Origin of the sequence: Nonomuraea sp. 3N208 (assembly GCF_052245935.1) — a bacterium.
GTDB lineage: Bacteria > Actinomycetota > Actinomycetes > Streptosporangiales > Streptosporangiaceae > Nonomuraea.
Genome location: NZ_JBQQBR010000007.1, coordinates 266,525 through 289,924 on the forward strand (window position 1 = coordinate 266,525; position 23,400 = coordinate 289,924).

Here is a 23,400-nt window from a genome sequence, read left to right on the forward strand (position 1 = left end):
TTAGTGTGTTAGCGCTAACATCACTGACCCGGAACGACGTAGTGAACCTGAAAGGTTTTCGGGAACGTAGAACGGCGCGGTGGGCGCTGTCAATCAGCCGCTGCAACTGTGTGCATAGGCATTGAGCTGTGCTTTCGCCAGCGCGTGGCCGCTGATCAGCTAACGAGCGCTTGGTCACGGTTTCATATCACCGAAAAGGCTTTCGGGGTTTTCGCTCGCTCAGCACGAGCGCAGGGCGATGCCGACCGCGCGGCTCATGGCGTCGCGTACCTGGTCGGGCGTGTCCCCCCGCCGCAGTCCTGCGAGCCCGGCCGCGCCGACCAGCGCGGCGGCCGTTCCCTCGTCGAGCTCCTGCGGGTACGCCTGCCGCAGCGCCTCGGCCAGCTCCGCATGGGCGGTGAGCAGCCGCTGAACTCATCAAAGCTTCATCTTGCGCAAATGAGTCATCAAGGACACGCCTTCTACCGTTTGGTTCGCAACAACGGATCAGCGGAGAGGGAAGATAGTGGGACGCGATCACGAAGGTCAGCGGGTCAGCAGGCGGCGGCTGTTCGCCGGCGTCAGCTCGCTCGGGCTGGGCAGCCTGCTGGCCGCCTGCGGCAGCGGCAGCGGCAGCGGCACAAGCGCGACGGCCGTCACGACCTCCACGGGGGCGACCGTCACGCCGGAGGCCACCACGGCCAAGGACCTCACCTCGCTCTTCGCCGACGCCAACACCTGCAAGCTGACCGCCACCACGACCCAGGGCCCCTACTACTTCGACGCTGACAAGGTCCGCAGCGACATCCGCGAGGACAAGCAGGGCGTGCGGCTGCGGGTCGCCATCAAGGTGCAGGACAGCGAGACCTGCGAGCCACTGCCGAACGCGGTGGTGGAGATCTGGCACTGCGACGCGGCCGGCCTCTACTCCGGCGCGGAGGCGCAGTCCACCGGCGGAGGTGGCGGGAACCAGCCGAGCGGCACTCCGCCGAGCGGCGCGCCCACCGGGGCTCCGCCGAGCGGCGGCACTGGCGGGGGCGGCGGCGGGGGCGGCATGGCCGACCTGACACCCACCGACGACAAGCGCTACCTGCGCGGCGCTCAGGTGACCAACAGCAATGGAATCGTGGAGTTCATCACCATCTGGCCGGGCTGGTACCGGGGCCGGACGATCCACATCCACGCCATGGTGCACTTCAGCAGCGAGCGGGTGCTGACCACGCAGATGATGTTCGACGAGAAGCTCAACAGCGCGGTCATGGCGATGTCGCCGTACTCGGAGCACACGGGGCGCGACACGTTCAACGACAACGACAACATCTACGACGACAGCATGCTCATGAAGGTCGCCAAGGAGGACGACGGCTACCTCGGCGTCATCGTCTTCGCCGCCGACTCCGACAAGGACGGCTCCTAGACACGCGGTACCAAGTGCAGCAAGAGTTCCCTTCGTGAGGTGGAGCGGCCCACGGTGGGCGTGCCGGGCTAGGACACACGACGGTTTCCAGGGTCGACGGCGCGAAGTGACCTGGTGACGCCACCCAGCCCGGCTCGCCGATTGCGTCGCCGATCTTGATGTCGAACAGGCCCCGCTGGCGTGCGATTTGGCCCGCGGTGACCGACTGGCGGCGTACGGCCGAGCCCTGGTCGCCGCACCCGTCGCGGCGATCCGATCGCGAAGTTCTAGGGTGGTGTGCATTCCCGAGGAGAGGAAGATCCGGTGACCGGTGACCTGGCCGTGCCGGCGGTGGTCGACAGCCCTTCGCGTTCGGCGCCGCCATCGAGCCCCGTGGCGCGGTGGTTGCTGCGTCACCAGGTCCAGCCGGTCGGCCCCGAGACGGAAGAAGGGCACGCCGAGCCGCAGGCCTGGTGGAAGGTCATGTGCCTGACCGGCGTCGACTACTTCTCCACGCTGGCCTACCTGCCGGGCATCGCCGCGCTCGCGGCCGGCGCGCTGTCGCCGCTGGCCACACTGCTCATCGTGGCGCTGACGCTGCTGGGCATGCTGCCGATGTACCGCAGGGTCGCCAAGGAAAGCCCGCACGGCCAGGGGTCGGTGGCGATGCTGGAGCGGCTGCTGCCGTTCTGGCGGGGCAAGCTGTTCGTGCTGGTGTTGCTCGGATTCGTGGCCACGTCGTGGATCGTGACGATCACGCTCTCGGCGGCCGACGCGTCCGTGCACGTCGTGGAGAACCCGTTCTTCCCGAGTTTCCTGCACGGCCACGAGGTGGCGCTGACGGTGGTGCTGCTGCTGGTGCTGGGCGGGGTGTTCCTGATCGGCTTCACCGAGGCGGTCGGCGTGGCGATCCCGCTGGTGGCGCTCTTCCTCGGGCTCAACGCCGTCGTCGTGGCCGTCGGGATCGCCGAGGTGCTCGCGACGCCGGACGCGATGTCGCGCTGGATCGAGGCGCTGACCAGCGGCGGGGGAGGTCTCGGCGGCGTCATCGGGCCCGCGGTGCTGGCCTTCCCGCTGCTGGTGCTGGGCCTGTCGGGGTTCGAGACGGGCGTCAGCATGATGCCGCTGGTGGCCGCCCAGGGCAAGAGCCCCGAGGAGCGGCTGGCCTCGCGCATCGCCAACACGCGCAAGCTGCTGACCGCGGCGGCGCTCATCATGAGCGTCTACCTGATCGCGACCAGCTTCGTGACCACGGTGCTGATTCCGGCCGAGGAGTTCAGGCCGGGCGGCGCGGCCAACGGGAGGGCGCTGGCGTACCTGGCGCACGAGCAGCTGGGCGACGCGTTCGGGACGGCGTACGACATCAGCACCATCCTCATCCTCTGGTTCGCCGGGGCCTCGGCGATGGCCGGGCTGATCAACATCGTGCCGCGTTACCTGCCCGGATACGGCATGGCGCCCGAGTGGGGGCGTGCGGTGCGGCCCGTGGTGCTGGTCTACACCGCGATCTGCATCGTGCTCACCATCGCGTTCGACGCGGACGTGGACGCGCAGGCGGGCGCGTACGCCACGGGCATCCTGGCCATGATGGTGTCCGGCGCGGTAGCGGTGACGATCTCCGCCATCCGCAAGCGGCAGCGGGCCGCCATCGCCGGCTTCACCGTGCTCACCCTGGTGCTGCTGTACGCGCTGGTGGAGAACATCAGGGAGAAGCCTGATGGCATCGCGATCTCCGGGATGTTCATCGTCGGCATCATCGTGATCTCGCTGATCTCACGCGTGTCACGCACGACGGAGCTGCGGGCCGACCGCATCGAGTTCGACGAGGCGGCCCGGCGGTTCATTACCGACTCCCTCGCCTACGACCGGGCGCTCAACCTCATCGCCAACCGCCGCCAGAACGGCGACAAGGCTGAATACGAGGCAAAGGAGGCCGAGCAGCGCGGGTTCAATCCAGTGCCCGGGCGGGCCGACGTGTTGTTCCTGGAGATCGACGTCATCGACCCGTCCGACTTCAGCGACGTGCTGCGGGTGCGCGGCGTGGAGGTGGAGGGGCACCGGGTGCTGCGTGCGGAGAGCCCGGCCGTGCCCAATGCCATCGCGGCCGTCCTGCTCGCCCTCAGGGACGCCACCGGGGTGCGGCCGCACTGCTACTTCGAGTGGTCCGAGGGCTCACCGGTTGTACACCTGCTCCGCTACCTGATCCTGGGACGCGGGGACACGCCTCCGGTCGTCCGCGAGATCATCCGCCAGCGCGAGCCCGACCCCACTCGCCGCCCGGGCATCCACGTAGGCGGGTGACTTCGGCCCCGGCTCCGCGGGGGGCGGCGCGTCCAGGGCGGCCTGGTCATCGGGGGTGAGGTGGACGTCGGCGGCGGCCACGTTCCCTTCCCAGTGGGTCACCGGCCCCCATCGCGTGCTCGCTCCCCCGGTTGAGTAGACGGCTGACGGCGTGTGGAGCGGCCTTCGCCGATAGACGGCTGACGACCGCCGGTGGCGCGTTGTACTGTTTGGACAGTTGCCCAAGGCGATCGCCCAAAGAGGTGAGCATATGGCCTCTCCTTCCGCGGCCCGCGGTCAGGAGACCCGGCAGCGGCTGCTCGACGCGGCCGTCGCGCTCGTGCCCGAGCTCGGATGGGGCGGCGTCACGACCAGGCTGGTCGCCGAGCGGGCCGGGGTGGCACCCGGCGTGGTGCATTACCACTTCGCGTCGGTGACGGAGCTGCTCATCGCGGCCGGGACGGGCTTCAGCGGCGGCCTGCTCGACCAGATGGCCGGGGAGCTGACGGCCCGGGCCGAGATCGGTGAGGGGGTGGACTGGCTCCTGGGCGAGCTGGCGCGCTACAGCGGCGTGGATCCCGCCTCGCTGCTGGTGGTGGAGATGTTCCTGGCCTCGACGCGACTGCCGGGGCTCCGCGAGCGGCTGGGCGAGCAGATCGCCGCATTCCGCTCGCGTGTCGCGTCGTGGCTGGCCGAGCGCGGCTACCAGGGTGACGCGGAGGTCGCGGCCGCGCTGCTGGCGGCCGCCGTGGACGGGATCATGTTGCACCGCGCGCTGGACCCCGGCCTGGACATCGCCGCGCTGGCGGGGCCGCTGCGAGCCATGTTCGGGCTCGGCGGCTGATGCGGGCGCACGGCGGCCAACGCGAGCTCGGATTCGGGCTCGAGAAAGGGAGGCGACCTTGAAGGCTCTCATCTGCGGTGCCGGGATCGCCGGGCTGACATTGGGCTGGCATCTGGAGCGGGCCGGTTGGGAGGTGGAGGTGGTCGAGCGCGCGGCGGCGTTCCGCGACGGCGGATACATGATCGACTTCTACGGGCCCGGCTTCGAGGTCGCCACGCGAATGGGGCTTCGTCCGCGGCTGATGGAGGTCCGCTACCCCGTCAACGAGCTGAGCTACGTGGACCGGGCCGGCAGGCAGACCAGCCATCTGACGCTGACGTCCGGGCTCGACCAGGTGGTCAGCCTGCTCCGCGGCGACCTGGCGCGGGCCATCGCCGACGACGTGCGGGCTCCCATCACGTACGGGACCACCGTCGAGTCCGTGGAGCAGGACGCCGGCGGCGTGTCTCTCCGGCTGACCGACGGCACGTCCCGGGACGTGGACCTGCTCGTGGGCGCGGACGGGGCGCATTCGCGGGTGCGCGGGCTGGGCTTCGGCGACGGGACGCCCCGTTACCTCGGGCACCAGGTGGCGGCGTACATCGTGGAGGACGAGGAACTGAGCCGCCGGGTCGGGACTCGCTACCAGATGCTCACCGAGCCTGGCCTGATGGCCGGCGCGTACGCGCTCCGCGACGGCCGGCTCGCCCTGCTGTTCCTGCGCCGCGAGCCGGACCCGGCGCTGCCCGCCGATCCGGCCGCGGCGCTGGGCCGCCACTTCGGCCATCTCGGCTGGATCCTGCCTGACGTGCTGTCACGCTGCCCGAACCCGCCGGAGCTGTACTACGACCAGGTGACTCAGGTCGAGCTGGAGCGCTGGCACCGCGGCAGGGTCGTGCTCGTGGGAGACGCCTGCCAGGCCGTGTCGTTGTTCGCCGGGCACGGCGCGTCGATGGCGATGGCGGCCGCCTGGGTCCTCGCCGACGAGCTGGTTGCCGACGGCCGGCCCGGTACGTCCGGCGTGCACGGCGAGCGCCCGTCCGCCGACGGGGACCTTTCGGTCGCGCTGGCGCGTTACCAGGCGCGGATGGCGCCGAGGATCGAGGAGGTCCAGCGGTTCGGGCGCCGATTCGTGAAGTGGATGGCGCCGTCGAGCCGATGGCGGATCGGCGCGCGCGACCTGCTGTTCCGCCTGGCCGCCCTGCCTGGGGGCAACCGCCTGTTCGTCAACTCGCTCAGCCCGGGCGGCCACAACCTGATCACCAGCCGTTCCGGCTGACCCGATCCCGGACACATTTTTCGTTGCTCCAACGTGAACGCAGCCACTCGAGCGTCGCCCGGCGGGAGTGCTCGCGCCGTTCCCGCAGATGGGACGGGTGCGCGGGGATCGCGGCGGTACGCGTCCAGTAGCCCAAGAGCGCCACCAGCAGCGCGTCCACCCGCTCCCCCGGCGCCTGCCCGCCGAGGGAGTGCCTGGTGAAGACCTCCTGCGGGTCGATGGCGCCCAGGTCCGACTCCAGCAGCAGGCAGACCAGATCCGCCCAGGCAGGGCCGACACAGGCGCGTCCCCAGTCCACGAGCCGGGCCGTGCCGTGCGCGTCGATGAGGATGTTGTCGAAACGCGGATCGAAATGGAGCAACGTGTCGCCGGTGACCAGGTCCGCCCATGTCCGCTCGACCGCGGCCAACCTGGGAAGGTGGGCGCGTTCCCAGGGTCCAACGCCACCCGTGGCCACGGCGGGAGGGGTGCCGGTGGCCGGCCCGGGCGCGGATGCGGCGGCCAGGTCATGCCAGAGCTCGCAGCGGCCCGCCATCCGTGCGGCGAGCGTCGGCAGGCCGCCGAGCGGCGCAGGGGTCAGTTCGCGGGCGCAGGTCGCGAGCATGTCCAGCGCCGCCGACAGCTCATGAGGCCGCCACGGCTCGTGGGCCACCCGGCCGGGCGCCACCTCCGAGCAGAGCAGCACCCACCCGGCCACTTCACAGGAGAACAACAGCCGCGGCGTCGGCACGCCCGCGGGCAGTGCCGCGCTCACGACCGCCTCGAACCGGTAGTCCCCCGCGAAGGCGGCGTGGCCGGGCACGGCCTTGACGAACACCCGGCCACCGTCCCCGAACTCCCGGCCACCGTCCCCGAACTCCTGGCCACCGTCCCCGAACTCCTGGCCGCTATCCCCGAACTCCCGGCCGCCGCCATCGAGCACGGCCACGCCGGCCACCCCGTCCGAGAAACCGCCCCGCCGCGGCGAGAAGCTCGTCACGGCGACGCCCAGCCGCTGCTCGACCTCGGCCACGATCGGCCGAGGCAGCTCGGGCCGGCTACGCCGCCGTATCGTTCTCATCCTCCTCGTCGGGTTGGTCGCCGCCGCGGTCCAGCGCCAGCCTGGCCGCCCGGAAGCGGGCGCAGCGGGCTTCGAGCTCGCGTTCGTCCTCGAGGATCCACTGTTCGATCATGGTCACCCAAGGGATCACACCCTAGGGGCGGGGGCAGTGGACTTGGCACAGTCTTTTCACCCCAGCAACTCGACCGTGCCGCGCTCGCCGTCGACCCTGATGCGGTCGCCGTCACGTACCCGCATGGTCGCGTTGCCGGTGCCGACCACGGCGGGGATGCCCAGCTCGCGGGCCACGATCGAGGCGTGCGACAGCGGGGCGCCCATGTCGGTCACGACGGCGGCGGCACGCGGGAACATCGGCGTCCAGCCGACGTTCGTCAGCGTCGTCACCAGGATCTCGCCTGGCTTGAGCCGTTCGCCCTGCTCGGGGCCGGAGATCACGCGGGCGATGCCCTCCACGACGCCGGGCGCTCCGGGGAAGCCGGTCACGGTGTCGCTCACCGGCGCGGTGTGGCCGCGGGCGTCGTGGATGTCGGCCCGCCGGTCGGGGTCGGCGGCCCAGCGGACGGGGTCGAAGCGTCCGATGATGAGCGTCGAGTACGGCGGCAACGCGGCGTACTGCTCGTACGTCGCCCGCCGCACCGGCACCTCCGACAACGCCGCCCCGTCCCCGCGCAGCAGGTCCAGAAGCTCCTCCAGGTACAGGGAGAACACGTCTTCGCCGTGCCCGGTCAGCTCCCCCGCGCGGACGGTGAAGGCCCGCAGCACCCAGAACGCACGCATGTTCTCCGAGCGTGTGTCCTCGCGATCGCGGACGACCGCGCTCCAGCGCCGGACCCGCTCCCGCATCTTGGCCTCCTTGCCCGGGTAACGCTCGGCGAACCGCGCCCAGGCTTCCTCCCTGGCCTTCTCCTGCCGCGCGAGCAGCGCCTCGGTGTCGGCCCGCAGGTCGCGCAGGCCCGCCAGCTGGGCGTCGATCCAGCCGGGGTCCTCGCTGGGCCGAGGGATGGAGACCTCGAACTCGTGGGGGCCGCGATGCCCGTACGTCCGGGCGAACTCCTCCCTGGTGATCTCGCCGCGCGCCAGCCTGGACAGCCCCATGACCGGGCCGAGGCTGGCCAGCTCGCCATCCGCGTTGACGCCGGTGAGCATGGCCTCGGCGTCGATGTCGCCCATCATCTTGCGCAGCTTGTCGCGGGTGTAGACCAGGGTGGCGCCGCCCTGCCGGCCGGCGGCCTCCAGCATGCGGCAGGAGGTGACCATGTGCGGCTGGATCTCGCGCTCGTACAGGTCGGCCAGCTCAGGGCCGGAGCCGGTGGCCGCGATCCGGGCGCGCAGGTCCTCGCACCGCTGCTGCGAGGTGGCCAGGAACGCAGGCATGCCCTTCAGGTTCTCCCGGACCCGGCGCTGGATGTTGATCGCCATGGGCACGACCCGCTTGATGATCTCCCAGCGGGAGATCTTCACCCGGGGCACGTCGAGGCCGGGCGGGAGCTTGCCGAAGACGTTCTCGATCGCGCCGAGCCGGCTCTTCATGCCGAGGGATTCGGCGATCGTGTAGACGATGCTGAGGTTCATGTAGAAGCGGCCGCCGATGTTGCCGACCAGGTCGAAGCCGGGCAGGGAGGAGGCGGCCATGGCCTCATGGATGAACAGCCGCACGAACGACCAGGTCACCGGGGTCATCACGTCGGGGATGGCCTCGCCCAGGTTGCCCGCGGTCCACAGGTAGTCGCCCTTGAGGCTGTCGTTCCACTCCTCGACCTGCGGCTTGAGACCGGTGATCGGCCGAGCCTGCACCAGCGCGAACGCGCCGCCGGATCTGGCCCACTCGACGTCCATCGGCATGCCGTACAGGTCCTGCACGCGGGTGCCGATCGCGGCCAGCTCCACCGCCTGCGCCGGGGTGAGCACCGGCGCGCGCCGCAGCTCGTCGGGGACGGGCCGCTCTTCGGTGCCGGTGGGCGTACGTACGGTCATGACCGTCTTGTCGCCGGTCTGGGACCGGGTGACCACGCCGCCGGAGAGCACGATCGTGTCCGCGGTGACCTGGCCGCCGACCACCGCCTCGCCCAGCCCCCAGGAGGCGTTGACGACGGTCTCCGCCCGGTTGCCGGTGACCGGGTCGGCGGTGAACATGATGCCTGCCGCGTCCGCGTCCACCAGTTCCTGCACGACGACCGCCAGTGCCACCTCGTCGTGCGGCACGCCGTGCTGGTCGCGGTAGGCGATCGCGCGCGGGTTCCAGAGCGAGGCCCAGCACCGCTTGACCGCATCGAGGAGGGCGTCGCCCCTGATGTTGAGGTAGGTGTCCTGCTGGCCGGCGAACGACATCTCCGGCAGGTCCTCGGCGGTGGCCGACGAACGCACCGCCACCGCCACGTCCTCGCCGAGCGCCGCGTACGCCTGCCGTATCTCGGCGGCGAGGCCCTCTGGCACGTCGTGACGGGCGAACAGCGCCGCGATCTCCTCGGTGTCGCCTGCGGCCGCCGCGCGCAGGATGTCGTCGTGGAAGTCCGACACGAACGCCCGGTACGCCGCGGTCGTGACATGGAACCCGTCGGGAACCGGCAGCCCTGCCCTCACCAGCCGGGCCAGAGACGCACCCTTGCCACCCACGGTCGCCAGATCCGCCGCGGCATCGTCCAAAGGCAGCACAGCCTTCACGTCACACGCTCCTCAGCGCCCAGGGAGTCGGCCAGCTTGTGGCGGGCGACCTCCACCATGGCTTCGATGAAATCCCGCGTCGCCCGCGCCACGGCGGCCGACGGCGGCCTGCCGGTGTCCATCGCGCGCTCGACGGTGTCGGCCACCAGCTCAGCGATCCGCTCGTCCGGCAGCCGCTCCTCCTCGGGCAACATGTCCGGCAGCGCCACGAACCCGTACACGATCGAGCTGATCACCGTGGTGTGATCCCCGGGCTCCGCTCGCACGGCGCCGAGCTCGATCAGCCTCTTGAGATAGGTGTCGAAGGCGCCGCCCAGCTCCAGCGCCGTCGTGCTCTGCCGCTTGCTGCGTGTGATCTTGCCGAGCACCTCGGAGTCGCCCATCAGCACCGCGCGGAGCAGCGGCCGGCGCAGCGCCACGCTCACGAACCGCCCGAACAGCTCGCTCACCGTGGCCGGCTCGCTCGCCCGCACGTCCTCGAGCATGCGGACCCGCTCGCGGCGAAGCAGCGCGGCGAACAGCTCGTCGCGGGTCTTCCAGTGCAGGTAGATCGTGCCCTTGGCGACACCGGCCCGCTTGGCCACGTCGTCGATCGTGGTCTTGTCGTAACCCCAGCGCAGGATCAGCTCGGCGGCGGCGTCGAGGATCCGGTGCGCCCGCTCCAGTTGACGCGCTGGATCCTGCGGAGGCCGTCCCACTTTGACCATCCGTCCCACCCCATTTATTGACTAGATGAGACTATCCGGTCATTAAATTAACCGCAAGTTCACCTCATCTTCTCCAGAAGGAGTTCGGCCTGCGGGGCGAAGGCCGGGTCGCCGGTGCCCGCCGCCGCCTCCAGCAGCCGGCGGGCGAGCGTCAGGTCGCCGCGCTCGTACCGGATCTCCCCGAGCCGGCAGGCGGCCTCGGCCACCAGGTCGGCCTGCTCGGTCAGCCCCAGCGTCAGCTCGTAGTAACGCAGGGCGCCGTCGCGGTCGCCGACCCAGTAGCACAGCTCGCCCAGGTGCGCGGCGGCCATTCCGGACTCGGAGTCGCCGGCGTCGATGACGCGCTGGTACCAGGTGAGCGCCTCGGGGAAGTCGCGGTTCCGCTTGGCCAGCGCGCCCAAGTACATCGCGCCGAGCGCACTCGTGTGCCCGTCGCCCGTCTCGACGGCCCGCGCATACCACTCGCGCGCCTGTTCCTCGTCCTCGTCGTGATAGATCTGGCCGAGCGCGACCATCGCCCGCGCGGCCAGCCCGGCGTCGCCCGCGTCGAGCACCCTCAGGTACGCCTCCCGACCTTCGTCCACCATCCCGGCGCCGACCAGCGTCTGCGCGAGCGTGGACAACGCGATGGGCTCACCGCCGGCGGCCGCCTCCCGCAACGTGCGCAACGACTCGGTGGTGTCGCCGCGGTTGTCCTGCAACATGCCGAGCAGGCTCCCGAACACACCCCTGACCGGGCTGTCGGCGTCGGCCGCCTGCCGCCGCGCCACGTCGTAGAACGCCTCGTCGTCGCCCTCGCCGTCGAGCAGCTCCAGCAGCCGGCCGCCGGCGACGAACCGCACCTCGGGCTCCCCGTGCTCGCTCAGCCGCTCGAAGATCGCCCGCGCCTCGGCCCGCACGCCCAGCGCGGCCAGCCGGTCGGCGACGTCCAGCTCGGTGAACGGCCCTCGCCCTGCCCGCTCGAAGTACGCCCGTACGGCGGCCGGGTCCTCGCACGTCCTCCCCAGCTCCCGCGCGACCTCGGCGCCCGGCTCGCCCATCAGCTCCAGCACGTGCCCGGCCACGTCGTGCGCGCCGCGCTCGAATTCCTGGTGGGCGAGGGCACGCAGGTTCTCCAGTGCCTCCCCGGCGAGCTCCGCGCCAGTGGCCGCGGCGGCGGCGAACGCCTCGGCGGCCCCGAGCACGTCGCCGTCGTCGTGCCGCCAGCAGCCGATCATGATGTGGCCGATGGCGGCGGCGTCCGGCTCCCCGGCCGCGGCGGCCGCCTCCGCCTGCTCGTACGCGCCTGCCCGGTCGCCCATGTCGTACAGGACCTTGGCCAGGTTCGTCCGCAGGCCGGGGACGAGCGGCTCGAAACCGCTGTCGATGCCATGGCGGTACATCCGCGCCGCGCCTGCCAGGTCGTCCATGCCCCGGTACGCGTCACCCCATCCCCAATAGCCCGTGGCCACGGTCCGCGGGTCGCCGGTGGCCACCGCACGTTCGGCCGCCTCGGCCGCGGCCTGGTGTTCCCGCTCGCCTACCAGGTGGGTGACCAGCAGGCGCAGGCATTCCAGGTCGCCGTCCGCCGCGCCGCCGGCCAGCGCCTGCCGTACGCCTGCCGCGTCGCCGCGCTCGTCCAGCAACTCGGCGAGCGCGACGGCGGTGCCGGGCATCCCGGTGCGCAGGGCCTCAACGGCGCCGTCGAGGTCGCCGCGGCGCTCGCGTACGATCGCGAGGTTGTGCCAGGCGGCGGGGGCCGTCTCCGGGTGCTCGGTTGCGGGCAGGAAGCACAGCTCGGCCCGGCCATGCTCGCCGGCCTCGGCCCAGCTCGCGCCCAGCGACAGGTACGCCTCCGCGGCCGTCTCCCTGGCTGCCCCTGCCGTCTCACGGTCGGCCAGCTCGATCACGAGGCGGTAGAGCCGTCTGGCCGTGGCCTCGTCGTCCTTGCCCCTTGCCACACGCATCGCCTGGACCAGGCCGTCGCGCCGGTCGTCGCCGGTGAGCGCGGCCAGCAGGCGGCGGGCTTCCTGCACGTCGCCGTCGTCGAGCGCGAGCACCAGCTCGGCCAGCGCCGCCGAGCCCACGACCTCGGCCAGCGCCGCGATGGCGCCCGGCCGGTCGCCGTCGGCGGCCAGCACCCACCCCCGCTCCTCGGCCGTGCCCGTGCCCAGGCGCACCCGGGCCACGGCCGCCGCCCAGCCGTCCTCGTCCAGTGCGGCCGCCCGCTCGTAGGCGGCGCGGGCGTACTCGGCGTCGCCCGCCTCGCCGAGCAGCCGGGCGGCGGTCACCAACGTGCCGCCCGCGGACTCGGGGTCGGCGGCCACGGCCCGCTCGAACGCCGCCTTCGCCCCCGCCAGGTCACCGGTCCCGGCCAGCAGCTCACCGAGCAACCGCGCCTCACCCCCACCGTCCCCGCCGGACGCGCCATCGAGAAGCGCCGTCGTGCCATCCCCGCCGGACGAGCCGTCGAGAGACGCTGTCGAGCCGTCGGAGTGCGGAGTCGTCAGGACCGTCAGGGCGGCTGCCAGGTCGCCGTGGTCGCGCAGCATGCTCGCCAGGTACAGCCAGCCTTCGGTCCCGAACGCCGCCGCGAGCAGCTCGCCGGCCTCCTCCGGCGCGCCGCTCGCCACCAGCACCTCGGCCAGCCGCACCGTGGCCTTCGCCTGCCGCCGCTCGTCGCCGTCCCGCAACACCCTCCGACAGGCGTCGGCCGCCTCGACCAGCTGCCCCAGCTCCTGCCACACCCGGGCGAGGTCGCTCAGCGCCATCGCGGCCAGCCCCTCGTTCTCGCCCTCCGCGGCCCGTGACCAGGCCTCGATCGCCCCCCGCTTGTCCCCTGCCTCGGTACGCAACGCCCCTAGGTAACAGTCCGCCTCCTGGCGGAAACCCGGATGCCCGGCGGCGGCCACCAGCGAGAGCGCCGCATCGGCGGCGGCCGTCTCGCCGCGCCGCTGCCAGGCGTGCGCGCTCTCTATGCCGAGCATGCTCGTCAGCAGCGCGTTGCCTCCTTCCGGGACGGCCGCGAACGCCTCCGCCGCGCCGTCGAAGTCCCGGTCGAGCAGGCACCTGGCGAACCTCCCCATCGCCGCCGGCTCGCCCGTCGCCAGCTCGAACGCGCCGCGCGCGGCGGCGAGGTCGTCGAGCCGCACCCAGGTCAGCCCCAGCAACCAGGCGCTGCGCCCGGCCTCGTCACCGCTCTCCCCGGCGATCCGCCGCTCGTGCAGCCGGCAGGCCGCCGGCAGGTCCCCTTGCTGCTCGAACAGCGCGGCCAGCGACCCCGCCGCCTCGCTCCGCAACCCCTGGTGCGCGCTGTCCAGCGCCAGCGTGTACGCCGACCGCGCCTCGGCAGGCTCCTCCTCCACCAGCCCGCCCAGCAGGAACCCCACCCAAGGAGCCAGCACCGGATGCCCCTCCGCGCGGGCCCGCCGCAGCAGCGCCACCGCCTCGTCCCGGTCCGGCAGGATCTCCTTGGCCAGCGCCGCCGCGTACGACAGGGCGAGCGGCTCGCCGGACCCGGCCGCGTCGTGCAGCAGCCGGGAGGTCTCCGACAACGCGTACCCGAAGGAGGCCAGCACCTGGGCGAAGACCGCCGTGCCTATCGCCGCCACGGCGGGGTCGGCGTGGTTCATGGTCTCGTGGTAGCGGGTCAGCCCCTCCTCACGCCCGAGCCGCTGGTGGTCGATCATCGCGCGCAGCACCGGGTGCAGGTCGTCGCCGGAGATCCGCAGCAGGTGCAGGAGGAACGCGGCGGCGAAGCCCTGCACGACGTCCTCGCCCTCGGCCACGTAAGTCAGCAGCTCGTCGGCCTGCTCCCGATCGCCCTCCCCCAGCTCCAGCTCGGCCAGCACCACCATGGCCCGGATCGACTGCGCGGCCGCGCCGCAGTCGCAGGCGCCGCGCAGCAGCCGCCGGGCCTCGGCCAGGTCGCCGGCCCTCAGACGGTCCAGCGCCGCGTCGATGTCCTGGACCGCCTGCTCCTCCACCGGGTCGGCGAGCGGCTGCCCCAGGTCGTCGTGCTCGAGCAGCAGCCTGGCCTTGAACGCGGCGTCGGGATCCACGTGCCCGGCCGCCAACCGCGCCAGCTCCATGACCTCGTCGTACGCCTCCGGATGCTGAGCGAGCAGCAGGCCGAGCAGCGTCACGCAGACCGCCGCCCACTCGTCCTCCTCCGCCTCCAGCACCGCCCGCAGCGCGGCCAGCGCGTCGGCGACCTCGCCCGCCTCGGTGTGCATCTGGGCCAGGCACGCCTGGGCCTGCACGACGTACTCGCGCTGCCCGCTGGCGATCACCCGGTGGAAGATCGCCTTCGTCTCGTCCTCGTCGCCGAGCTGGGCGGTGACCTTGGCCAGCTCGATCAGTGACGGCAGCCGGACGTCGGGGCGGGGGTCCTCGGCGGCCACGCGGTAGGCGGCCGCGGACTCGGCGTACTCGCCCAGGTCCACCAGCGCCGCGCCGAGCAACTTGTGCGCCATGGCCAGGTGGTCGGAGTGGCCGACGGCGATGGCGTGCTCGCACACGGCGCGAGCGGCGTCGAAGTCCTCCTCCTCGGCGTACACCCGGTAGAGCTGGAACGCCGAGAGCGACACGACGTGGGGGTCACCGCAGGTCAGCAGCGTGCGGTAGTCGTCCTCGTCCTCGGCCTGCTCATACAGCTCGCGGGCCGAGGCCGGGTCCTGGTGGAACTCCGGCAGCTCCAGCCGCGCGGCCAGCTCCGCCACGGCGGGGCTGTCGCACCTGCGGGCCCGCTCCAGCGCCTGCTGCGCGCCCTGCGCGTCGCCCAGCTGCGTGCACACCAGCACCATCGCCGTGTCGGCGAGCGCGGCCACCTCGAAGTCGGCGCCGTCCGAGGCGATCGTCAGCACCCGGTGCGCGGCCGGCCATTCCTTCGCCGTGACCAGCATCATGCCCATGGCGATAGCCGAGCGCTGGCCGAACACCGGGTCGCCCGACTGGATCACCGACCGGTGCGCCGCCTCGGCGCCGTCCAGGTCACCCTGCTCCTGCAGCAGCCCGGCCAGCAGGTGGGACGCCTCCGGGTCGCCGGTGGCCGCGATCTGCCTGAACAGCGCGGCGGCCAGGTCGAGTTCTCCCGATTTCCAGTAGCTCATGGCCGCGTCGAGCTGTTCTGACGCCATGCTTCACCCCAAAGTCAGCCAATAATGTGAAAAAGCTACACATGTGTCGCGCCAGTCACAGGACATTCCGAGATCTCCGGTCCTCGCCCTCAGGAACGCCGAAGCGCCGTAGCGTAGATCCCATGGCCAAGGCGTTCTGGATCGATCAAGAGTTCGACAGGGACCGTGACGGGCGCTATGCCGTGCACGTGCGTAAGAACCTGGAGGAGTTCGAGTGGGGTGACATCGCGCCAGTACGGTTCGCCTGCGCGGCCTGGCGGCTGGCCACGCCGCCGGCGCTCACGCCCGGGTACGTACGGTGGGACCGCCGCATCCTGGAGGCCACCTGCCACCGCAACACCTGGGACGGGACGCTCTACGCGCGCATCAGGCTCGTCTCCCCGCTGCCCGAGGAGCTGACCCGCTCGCGGGCCTGGTGGCGCGACCGGGGCTGGCTGGGCTGGCAGGAGACCTTCGGCCAGTACGTCGAGCCGTCGCAGCAGGACCTCGCCAGGATCCCGTTCCTGCGGGCGTCGCTGCTGGTCGAGGCGCCGGTGCCGCTGGAGGATCTGCCCCCGGAGCCGGAGGGCCCGCACGACGATGTCGAGCAGCGTGCCCACCGCGCGGTGACGGTGCTCGCCCGCGAGCTGAACGCGTTGGTGTCCCCCGTCCTCGATCAGCTCGGCGGCTGACCGACCAGCATGTTTGATTAATGGCTGGGTAGCAGGGGCCCCATGAGAATCCTGCTCATCGTGCTGGCGGTGGCCCTGGTCGGCTGCGCCGTCGACACGGCCTCTCCGGCGCGGGTGGCGGAGCGTTTCCACGCCCTGATCACCGCGGGCCAGGACGAGGCCGCCTGCGGGATGCTCACTCGCAAGACCGCCGAGAGGCTCCCCCATCCCGGCCAGTCGTGCGCCGACGCGCTGCGCGAGCTCAGGCTGGGCCCCGGCGGCGTGGTCACCTCGGTGAGCGTGTGGGGCGACGAGGCCCAGGTTCGGCTGGCCGGTGACACGATCTTCCTGCACCGCTACAGCAACGGATGGCGGGTCAGGGCCGCGGGCTGCGAGCCGGTGCCCGACCTTCCGTACGACTGCGAGGTCGACGACTGATGCGCGTGATGTTCGCCCTCACCACGCTCGCGATCGTGCTGGGTCTCACGTGGTTCTTCTACGTGGGGTGGTCGAGGCTGTGAGGTGGCTCAAGGAGAACTCGCTGGCCCTGGCCTTCCTCATCATGTTCCTCCTGGCAGTGGCCGGCCAGGCGGTGGCCGGGACGCTGGAGTTCAACGACCAGCAGCGAGTCGAGGGCGCGGAGCCGGTCTCGGTGCTCCACTACGTGGCGTCCTCGGCGTTCGCGGTGAACGTGGCCGAGAACTGGCAGTCGGAATACCTGCAGTTCTTCCTGTTCGTCATGCTCACCGTGTGGCTCGTACAGAAGGGGTCGCCCGAGTCGAAGAAGATGGACGCGATCGGGTCGGAGTCGGAGCACCAGCAGCAGATCGGGGCGCACGCCAGTCCTCAGTCCCCCTCCTGGGCCAAGGCCAAAGGGGCACGGCTGTGGTTGTACAGCAACTCGCTCGGGCTGGTGATGGGGCTGCTCTTCCTGTTGTCATGGCTGGCGCAGTCGGTGGCGGGGCAGACCGCGTACAACGCCGAACGGCTCGGCGACCTGCGGGATCCGGTCACGTGGGGCGCGTACGTCACCTCGCCGGAGTTCTGGGATCGGAGCCTGCAGAACTGGCAGTCGGAGCTGCTTGCCGTGTTGTCGATGGTGGTGTTGTCGATCTATCTACGCCAGCGCGGCTCGCCCGAGTCGAAGCCGGTCGGTGCTTCTCACCCGGCCACCGGGGTCGAGGGCTGACCGGTGACGACGGCGACGACGCGGGTGCCGGGCGCGAACGCGCCCTGGCGGGCGAGGTCGAGGATGCCGTAGAGCATCTTGGCAACGTAGACGCCTTCAACCCGGTATTTCCCGATAAATCCATCCAAGAGTGGGGTTGTCTTGGCGTATCCGCCGAAGTGGTAGTCGAGGTTGAGCGACCAGTTCGACCACGCGCGCCCGTACGCCTCCCGCTGCAACCTGGCCACCTCGCCGGTGAGGAACCCCGCCCCCTTGAGCACCGCGAACCCGATCGCCCGCTTGCCATCCGGCAGTCCCGCCGAGATCCCGGCCAGCGTCCCGCCGGTGCCGACCGGACAGCAGACGACGTCGTACGGCACGCCGATCTCCCCCGGCAACTCGGCGCACCCGCGCACGGCGGCGGCGTTGCTGCCGCCCTCGGGCAGGATCGCCACGTCCTCGCCCCACCGCGCGCGCAGCCGCGCCTGCATCTCTTCGGTGTGCTTGAGCCGGTAGGCGGCCCGGTCGAGATAGGTGAGCGTCATCCCGCAGGCCTTGGCATAGGCCAGTGACGGATTCAGCGGGAGATGCTCCTCGCCCCGGATGACGCCGATCGTCTCGATCCCATGCCGGTGCCCCGCCTCGGCGACGGCCCTGATGTGATTGGAGTAGGCGCCGCCGAAGGTCAGCAGCCGGCGATGGCCCAGGTTGTACTTGAGTTTGCGAGGCTTGTTGTCGTCATGCATCAGGAACACCCGGACCTGGCCGAGCCCTGGATCCAGGAGTTCCTCCATGGCGCTAGTCTACGGTCGGGCCTTTGTTGAGGAGTGTTTGATTATGCGCGTTGCTGAAGCTTTCCGTGCCGCCTACGGCGCGCCCCCCCAGACCGTCTGGCACGCGCCCGGCCGCGTCAACCTGATCGGCGAGCACACCGACTACAACGACGGCTTCGTGCTGCCGTTCGCGGTGCCGTGGGGCGTGACGGCCGCGGTCACCCCGCGCACGGACAAGACCATCCGCCTCCTCTCCCTCCAAGGCCACAGTGAGCCCGTCACGATCGAGAACCACGACGACTCCACGGGCTGGACCCGCTACGTCGTCGGCGTCCTGGCCATGCTGGGCGACCGCGTGCCGGGCGCCGACATCGCCATCGACGGCACCATCCCGCCGGGCGCCGGCCTCAGCTCCAGCGCCGCCCTCGAGGTCTCCGTGGCCTCCGCGCTCAACGACCTGCACGACCTGGGCATGACGCCCATGGAGATCGCCCTGCTCAGCCAGAAGGCCGAGAACGGCTTCGTCGGCGTGCCCTCCGGCATCCTGGACCAGGCCGCCTCGGCCCTGTGCCAGGAGGGGCAGGCCCTGTTCCTCGACTGCCGCTCGCTCGGCTCCCGCAACATCCCGCTCGACCTGGCCTCCCACGGGCTGAGCATCCTCATCATCGACACCCAGGTCCACCATGAGCACTCGGGCGGCGAGTACGCCAAGCGCCGCGCCGAGTGCGAGTCGGCGGCCCGCAAGCTCGGCGTCCCGGCCCTTCGCGACGTGACCGATCTGGCGGCGGCCCTGGAGCGGCTGCAGGGCGACGAGCGCAAGCGCACCATGCACGTCGTGACGGAGAACCACCGCGTGGAGGCCCTCATCGGCCTGCTGCGGGCCGGCGCCGTCACCGAGATCGGCGCACTGCTGAACGCCTCGCACCTGTCGCTCAGGGACCAGTACGAGGTGTCGTCGCCCGAACTGGACGTGGCGGTGGAGGCCGCCATCAAGGGCGGCGCCCGGGGCGCCAGGATGACGGGCGGCGGCTTCGGCGGCTCGGCCATCGCCCTGGTGTCCGACGACCGCCTGGAGGCCGTCCAGCAGTCGGTCGTGGACGCTTACGCCGAGCGCGGCTTCCAGCCACCCCGCTTCCTCCCCGCCACCCCGGCCCGCGGCGCCCACCGCCTGGCCTGACCCGCCCCCATCCCTCCCAAGGGCAGCACCACCGGCCCCGGAGTGCCGGACTCCCGGCAATCGCCTGAGGCCCGGCACGCCCATGGCCGGCGCAAGACACGTCGCCGCGCCGGTTGGGCACCGGCGGGTGTTCAGAGCGGCGGGAAGTTCGGGGGGCGGCGTTCCAGGAAGCTGGCGACGCCCTCCGCGAAGTCGGTGCGGCCGAAGGAGGCGATCATCTCCTGGACGGCCACCTTGGCGGACTCCTCGAGCGTGACGTCCCAATCCCGCCACACCTGCCGCTTGATCACCGCCATCGACGCCGGCGAGCTGTGCACGGCCAGCTCCCGGGCGTACGCCTGCGCCTCCGCCACCACCCCGTCCCCCGGCACCACCCGGTTGACCAGCCCCAGCTCGTACGCCTCCCGCCCAGTGAACACCCGCCCCGACAACAGCACGTCCATGGCCCGCTGCTGCCCCATGATCCGGGGCAGCATCCACGACAACCCGTACTCGGCGATCAGCCCACGCCGCGGGAAGGCGGTGGTCCACTTGGCGGACTCGGCCGTGAAGACCAGGTCGCAGACCAGCGCGTGCACCATGCCGAGCCCGGCGCAGGCCCCGTTGACCGCCGCGATGATCGGCTTGCCGATGGTCGTCGGGAAGGTGTTGGGCCGCGGATCGGGGGTCTCGTCGTAGGAGCCCGTCTGGATGGCGTTCAGGGTCTTGAAGTCCGCCCCGGAGCAGAACCCCTTGCCCGCCCCCGTGACCACCACGGCCCGCACGCCGGGGTCTTGCTCCGCCTCCGCCAGCAGGTCGAAGTAACGCCGCCCCATCGCGTCCGTCCACGCGTTGAGCGTGTCGGGACGATTGAAGGTGAGCGTGAGCACGCCTTGGTCGACAGCTGAGAGCACGAGTTCCGCCATGCCCCAACCGAACCATGTTCTAGCCCGGAACGGCAAGTAGCGTGTCCCCATGGACCGTGACCTCGCCTGGGACGGCTGCCACAACGTCCGAGACCTGGGCGGCTTACCGGCCGCCGGCGGGCGGCGTACCCGCTGGGGAGCCGTGGTGCGCTCCGACACGCCGGATCGGCTGACCGAGGCGGGCTGGGCGGCGGCTGCGGCCCACGGCGTACGGACGATCGTGGACCTGCGCACGCCGGGCGAGCACCGGGCAGCGGGCGAGGGTCACCGCCGGCCGGGGATGACCGTGATGGACGTGCCGCTGCACGAGCCCGGCGAGCCTCACGAACACGGCGGCACGCCGCTCTATCTCCGCGCCTTCCTGGAGCGGCACCCGGAGCGATGCGCCCGCGTGCTGCGGGCGATCGCGCAGGCGCCCCCGGGCGGGGTGCTCGTGCACTGCGTGGCAGGACGCGACCGCACCGGCCTGATCACGATGGCGCTGCTCACGCTGGCCGGGGTCGGCGCGCCGGACATCCTGGCCGACTACGAGCGGTCGGCCGCCCGCCTGCGCCCGCTCTACGCCAAGCTGGGCCAGCCAGACGACGACCTGCGGGTGCAGGCGTACCTGGCCAGGGCGGGCACCACGGCGCGCGACGCTGTGCTCGCCGCGCTCGACGCCCTCCATCGCCTCGACGCCTACGTGAGCGCAGCCGACCAGGCCGCGGTCCGCGAGCGACTGACAGAGAGCGGCTAGCTCCGCCTCCGGCACGTCATCGCGACGTGCCCGCACCCCCGCCGTCACCGTTGGCGGTCCCCTTCGGAAGGACGGAGGGGACGGGACGCGGCGACACCAGTGTCCGCAGGTCCATGGCGGCCCCGGAAGGGACCTCCGCCCCTCTCTCAAGGACCTGCGCGAAGTGCGGAGGGTGGTGAAGGAGCGCGGGCCAGTCGCGGTGACGTTGCGGGGAACGGGCTAGCGGTGGTGGACGAAGGCCGGGGTGAGGACGCTGTTGTCGTAGTAGCGATGGAAGACAGGCGTGGCGCTGCCCGACAGCGGCGGCACGATCCACGACCAGTCGGCCGGGCAGACGCGCCCCGCCTTCTCCTCCTTCGCCAGATGGGTGAGGAAGCGCCGCGACTCGGTGTGGTGGTCGGTCATCGTCACCCCGGCCTGCTCGAACGAGTGCAACACCGCCACGTTCAGCTCCACCAGCGCGTGGTCGCGCCACAGCGAGCGCTCGGTGGAGGTGTCCAGGCCCAGCCGCTCGGCCACCACCGTGAGCTGGTCGTACCTGTCGGTGTCGGCGAGGTTGCGCGCGCCGATCTCGGTCCCCATGTACCAGCCGTTGAAGGGCGCGCACGGGTAGCAGATGCCGCCGATCTCCAGGCACATGTCCGAGATGGCCGGCACGGCGTGCCAGCGCAGCCCCAGATCGGCGAACCACGGGTACTCCGGGTGCACCAGCGGCACCTCCAGCACGGCGTCGCCGGGCAGGTTGCACAGGAGCGGACCCCCGAGCCCCGGCTGGATGATCACCGGCAGCACGTCGAAGCGGCCGCCTGTGCCGCCGGGCCACCCCAGCGCCTTGGCCATGTCGGTGAGCTCGGCGTTCTTGGGGTCGCCGACGATCCCGCCGCCACGTAGCCGATGCCCGGCGTAGCGGACGAGCTGGTCGTTCAGTATGCGAGGGCCCGGCAGGGCGGGGGTGTCGGGCGGCAGGACGGTGACCGTAGGCCTGATCTTGCCGTTGCCGGTGGCCTCGCGCAGGTGGTCGACGCATTCGACGGCCACGCCCTCGGCGGTGTTCACCTGCCTGCGGTCGCGTACCCGCAGCGAGCGCCAGTAGAGCCGGCCGATGCAGCGGCTGCTGTTGCGCCAGGCCACCCGGGCGCCGAATTCGAGCTCCTCGAACGTGTGCGTGTAGGTCCCGGTGCGGCCGACGTCCCTGGCGACGTCGCGCAGCCGGGCGTACAGGCCGCCGGCAGAGGGGTTCTCGGCGTGGTAGAGCCTGATGAAGCGCTCCGCCTCGCGCAGGTCGGTGGTTCGCTCCAGCCATGACCGCACGGCGGGCGCGTCGAAGGGACGCAGGGACGTGATCCAGGTACGCACGCGGCAACCAGCACTTCTCCATCAGCGGATCGCCCCGCCGGTTCCGGGTTCGGCGGCACGTCCTTAGCGGGGGCGCCCTCTCCTCGCCTCCGTCTCGACCTTCCCGCGGCTCCGGCCCAGGGGACCGGGCCTCCATCCTTGCCCGCCCGGCCCACCTTTGTCCCGCCAAATGAAAAATCATGTGCTCGTCGCGTCACAAAGCGTGAAATGCGGGCGTGCCCCCGGAGGCTCCCGGGGGCACGACGCACTACTTCGCCGCGAACTCGTCCCACACGCAGGTGAGGTGGATGACGCGGCGCTGGTGCCAGCGCTTGCCGACGACCTTGCGCGGCAGCTCCTTACCGGCAACGGCGATCGACACCCGGTCGGCGGGGACGACCGTGACGCCGTCCGCGGCGATGTCCCAGGCGTCCTCCGGTTCGATGACCTCCTCACCGATGAGCTCGGCGACCTTTGCCTTGGAGAACTTCACGGCCTTGCCGCGGCCGTCGATCCAGCACGTCAGCTCGCCGCTGACGAAGACCGGCTCGGCCGGCTCGGCGTGCACCTTGACCGAGCCTTCGTGGCCCGGCTTGGGGTGCACCCTGATCGGCTCGTCGTGGGCCAGCGCGGTCCCGGCCATGCCGGCGAGCCCGAGCACGACCGCCGTCCCGACGGTCGCGAGGCGCCTCTTCAACATGGGATCTCCCTCCCGAGGTGATTCTCAGACACCAGGAGGGTCGTACGCGGCGCCTGAAGCGGGGCTTAAGACACCCGAAGTGATCTTCAGCGATCTATGGTCCCCATAAACGCGTCTCGAACCAGACTTTCAGCGGTAGGTTCGCCTGGGGTCGGAGACGTGCGGGATCCCCGTTGTCTAGCGTTGCTTGAGGCGGAGTGCTTCTTTGCGGGCCTCGGCCTGGATGGACCGCTCGCGCTCCAGCCACGCTGGGTTCTCCGCTTTCAGCGCATCGATCTCAGCGGTGGTCAGCGGTTCAGTGATCCCGCCTCTGATCAGGCCGGAAATGGAAACCCCAAGCTTCGCGGCGACGACCTGCTTGGGATGCGGGCCGTTGCGGCGCAGGTCAGCGAGCCAGGCGGGCGGCTTCGACTGCAACTCGTTCAGCTCGTCCCTGGAGACGACACCCTCCTGGAACTCGGCGGGAGTGGCCGAGAGGAGGACACCCAGCTTCTTGGCCGCAGTCTCGGGCTTCATCGTCTGGGTGGTCTTCGGTTTGGGCGAGGTCATGGCGCCAAGAGTAGTCAGTCGGAACGGGTTCCCCTGACATCGGTACCCTGGGGAAGTGACTGATGGAGAGACCGGCAGAGTGTTTCGGCTGGCTTACGTGCCCGG

At 71.4% G+C, this 23,400-nt stretch carries 19 protein-coding genes; 9 read left to right on the forward strand and 10 right to left on the reverse strand.

Annotated elements, in window-relative coordinates:
- The first annotated feature begins 505 nt into the window (after positions 1 to 505).
- The 4 genes from ACTWPT_RS13025 to ACTWPT_RS13040 all read left to right on the forward strand — a co-directional run bounded on the left by ACTWPT_RS13025 (position 506) and on the right by ACTWPT_RS13040 (position 5,757).
- Positions 506 to 1,396 carry an intradiol ring-cleavage dioxygenase gene (locus ACTWPT_RS13025; RefSeq protein ID WP_443177580.1) on the forward strand — a complete coding sequence of 297 codons (891 nt, stop codon included), beginning with the start codon at positions 506 to 508 and terminating at the stop codon, positions 1,394 to 1,396.
- A gap of 303 nt (positions 1,397 to 1,699) precedes the next feature.
- Entirely contained in the window at positions 1,700 to 3,676 is a 1,977-nt protein-coding gene (locus ACTWPT_RS13030) for an amino acid transporter (protein WP_443177581.1), read from the forward strand.
- 250 nt (positions 3,677 to 3,926) lie between these two features.
- Positions 3,927 to 4,499 carry a TetR/AcrR family transcriptional regulator gene (locus tag ACTWPT_RS13035; RefSeq protein WP_443177582.1) on the forward strand — a complete coding sequence of 191 codons (573 nt, stop codon included), beginning with the start codon at positions 3,927 to 3,929 and terminating at the stop codon, positions 4,497 to 4,499.
- Between the two features lie 58 nt (positions 4,500 to 4,557).
- Positions 4,558 to 5,757 carry an FAD-dependent monooxygenase gene (locus ACTWPT_RS13040; RefSeq protein WP_443177583.1) on the forward strand — a complete coding sequence of 400 codons (1,200 nt, stop codon included), beginning with the start codon at positions 4,558 to 4,560 and terminating at the stop codon, positions 5,755 to 5,757.
- On the opposite strand, the gene ACTWPT_RS13045 is transcribed toward ACTWPT_RS13040, so the two are convergent.
- The 5 genes from ACTWPT_RS13045 to ACTWPT_RS13065 are packed head-to-tail and all read right to left on the reverse strand — an operon-like array spanning position 5,738 to position 15,302.
- A complete protein-coding gene (locus ACTWPT_RS13045; RefSeq protein WP_443177584.1) occupies positions 5,738 to 6,817 on the reverse strand; it encodes a phosphotransferase family protein in 1,080 nt (359 codons plus the stop codon). The two genes, ACTWPT_RS13040 and ACTWPT_RS13045, sit on opposite strands and share 20 nt — an antisense overlap.
- Complete coding sequence (locus tag ACTWPT_RS13050) at positions 6,795 to 6,935, reverse strand: hypothetical protein (protein ID WP_443177585.1); 141 nt, start codon at positions 6,933 to 6,935, stop codon at positions 6,795 to 6,797. The genes ACTWPT_RS13045 and ACTWPT_RS13050 overlap by 23 nt, the downstream gene beginning before the upstream one ends.
- 50 nt (positions 6,936 to 6,985) lie before the next feature.
- A complete protein-coding gene (locus ACTWPT_RS13055) occupies positions 6,986 to 9,478 on the reverse strand; it encodes a PEP/pyruvate-binding domain-containing protein (RefSeq protein WP_443177586.1) in 2,493 nt (830 codons plus the stop codon).
- Positions 9,475 to 10,185 (reverse strand): TetR/AcrR family transcriptional regulator, encoded by a 711-nt coding sequence (locus tag ACTWPT_RS13060; RefSeq protein ID WP_443177587.1) that lies wholly within the window; start codon positions 10,183 to 10,185, stop codon positions 9,475 to 9,477. Before ACTWPT_RS13060 ends, ACTWPT_RS13055 begins: the two co-directional genes overlap by 4 nt.
- 59 nt (positions 10,186 to 10,244) lie before the next feature.
- Positions 10,245 to 15,302 (reverse strand): hypothetical protein, encoded by a 5,058-nt coding sequence (locus ACTWPT_RS13065; protein ID WP_443177588.1) that lies wholly within the window; start codon positions 15,300 to 15,302, stop codon positions 10,245 to 10,247.
- Between the two features lie 122 nt (positions 15,303 to 15,424).
- On the opposite strand from ACTWPT_RS13065, the gene ACTWPT_RS13070 reads away from it, so the two are divergent.
- The 3 genes from ACTWPT_RS13070 (at position 15,425) to ACTWPT_RS13080 (ending at position 17,141) form a co-directional block, all read left to right on the forward strand.
- Positions 15,425 to 15,973: a hypothetical protein gene (locus tag ACTWPT_RS13070; RefSeq protein ID WP_443177589.1), complete on the forward strand. Its 549-nt coding sequence runs from the start codon at positions 15,425 to 15,427 to the stop codon at positions 15,971 to 15,973.
- Positions 15,974 to 16,015: 42 nt separating this feature from the next.
- Positions 16,016 to 16,390 (forward strand): hypothetical protein, encoded by a 375-nt coding sequence (locus tag ACTWPT_RS13075; RefSeq protein WP_443177590.1) that lies wholly within the window; start codon positions 16,016 to 16,018, stop codon positions 16,388 to 16,390.
- A 67-nt stretch (positions 16,391 to 16,457) separates the two neighbouring features.
- The gene (locus tag ACTWPT_RS13080; RefSeq protein ID WP_443177591.1) at positions 16,458 to 17,141 is read left to right on the forward strand and encodes a DUF6766 family protein; all 684 of its coding nucleotides are present in this window, start codon (positions 16,458 to 16,460) and stop codon (positions 17,139 to 17,141) included.
- Here the strand turns inward: ACTWPT_RS13080 and ACTWPT_RS13085 are convergent.
- Entirely contained in the window at positions 17,114 to 17,914 is an 801-nt protein-coding gene (locus ACTWPT_RS13085; protein ID WP_443177592.1) for a 1-aminocyclopropane-1-carboxylate deaminase/D-cysteine desulfhydrase, read from the reverse strand. The genes ACTWPT_RS13080 and ACTWPT_RS13085 overlap by 28 nt on opposite strands.
- Positions 17,915 to 17,957: 43 nt before the next feature.
- Between ACTWPT_RS13085 and galK the strand changes: the two genes are divergently transcribed.
- Entirely contained in the window at positions 17,958 to 19,070 is a 1,113-nt protein-coding gene (gene galK, locus ACTWPT_RS13090; RefSeq protein WP_443177593.1) for a galactokinase, read from the forward strand.
- Between the two features lie 131 nt (positions 19,071 to 19,201).
- Here galK and ACTWPT_RS13095 read toward each other — a convergent pair whose 3' ends face one another.
- Positions 19,202 to 19,975, reverse strand: coding sequence for an enoyl-CoA hydratase-related protein (locus ACTWPT_RS13095; RefSeq protein WP_443177594.1), 774 nt, complete (start codon positions 19,973 to 19,975; stop codon positions 19,202 to 19,204).
- Between the two features lie 49 nt (positions 19,976 to 20,024).
- Between ACTWPT_RS13095 and ACTWPT_RS13100 the strand changes: the two genes are divergently transcribed.
- Positions 20,025 to 20,711: a tyrosine-protein phosphatase gene (locus ACTWPT_RS13100; RefSeq protein WP_443177595.1), complete on the forward strand. Its 687-nt coding sequence runs from the start codon at positions 20,025 to 20,027 to the stop codon at positions 20,709 to 20,711.
- Positions 20,712 to 20,930: 219 nt separating this feature from the next.
- Here the strand turns inward: ACTWPT_RS13100 and ACTWPT_RS13105 are convergent, their stop codons facing one another.
- The 3 genes from ACTWPT_RS13105 to ACTWPT_RS13115 all read right to left on the reverse strand — a co-directional run bounded on the left by ACTWPT_RS13105 (position 20,931) and on the right by ACTWPT_RS13115 (position 23,295).
- Positions 20,931 to 22,067, reverse strand: coding sequence for a nitric oxide synthase oxygenase (locus tag ACTWPT_RS13105; protein WP_443177596.1), 1,137 nt, complete (start codon positions 22,065 to 22,067; stop codon positions 20,931 to 20,933).
- A gap of 247 nt (positions 22,068 to 22,314) precedes the next feature.
- A complete protein-coding gene (locus ACTWPT_RS13110) occupies positions 22,315 to 22,746 on the reverse strand; it encodes a hypothetical protein (RefSeq protein ID WP_443177597.1) in 432 nt (143 codons plus the stop codon).
- A gap of 177 nt (positions 22,747 to 22,923) precedes the next feature.
- Complete coding sequence (locus ACTWPT_RS13115; RefSeq protein WP_443177598.1) at positions 22,924 to 23,295, reverse strand: DUF5997 family protein; 372 nt, start codon at positions 23,293 to 23,295, stop codon at positions 22,924 to 22,926.
- Positions 23,296 to 23,400 lie beyond the last annotated feature (105 nt).

Coding starts and splice junctions, on each gene's coding strand:
- ACTWPT_RS13070 (WP_443177589.1), top strand. CDS start 15,425: ATGGCCAAGGCGTTCTGGATCGATCAAGAGTTCGACAGGGACCGTGAC.
- ACTWPT_RS13075 (WP_443177590.1), top strand. CDS start 16,016: ATGAGAATCCTGCTCATCGTGCTGGCGGTGGCCCTGGTCGGCTGCGCC.
- ACTWPT_RS13095 (WP_443177594.1), bottom strand. CDS start 19,975: ATGGCGGAACTCGTGCTCTCAGCTGTCGACCAAGGCGTGCTCACGCTC.
- ACTWPT_RS13035 (WP_443177582.1), top strand. CDS start 3,927: ATGGCCTCTCCTTCCGCGGCCCGCGGTCAGGAGACCCGGCAGCGGCTG.
- ACTWPT_RS13065 (WP_443177588.1), bottom strand. CDS start 15,302: ATGGCGTCAGAACAGCTCGACGCGGCCATGAGCTACTGGAAATCGGGA.
- ACTWPT_RS13060 (WP_443177587.1), bottom strand. CDS start 10,185: ATGGTCAAAGTGGGACGGCCTCCGCAGGATCCAGCGCGTCAACTGGAG.
- ACTWPT_RS13085 (WP_443177592.1), bottom strand. CDS start 17,914: ATGGAGGAACTCCTGGATCCAGGGCTCGGCCAGGTCCGGGTGTTCCTG.
- ACTWPT_RS13045 (WP_443177584.1), bottom strand. CDS start 6,817: ATGAGAACGATACGGCGGCGTAGCCGGCCCGAGCTGCCTCGGCCGATC.
- galK (WP_443177593.1), top strand. CDS start 17,958: ATGCGCGTTGCTGAAGCTTTCCGTGCCGCCTACGGCGCGCCCCCCCAG.
- ACTWPT_RS13115 (WP_443177598.1), bottom strand. CDS start 23,295: ATGACCTCGCCCAAACCGAAGACCACCCAGACGATGAAGCCCGAGACT.
- ACTWPT_RS13100 (WP_443177595.1), top strand. CDS start 20,025: ATGGACCGTGACCTCGCCTGGGACGGCTGCCACAACGTCCGAGACCTG.
- ACTWPT_RS13110 (WP_443177597.1), bottom strand. CDS start 22,746: ATGTTGAAGAGGCGCCTCGCGACCGTCGGGACGGCGGTCGTGCTCGGG.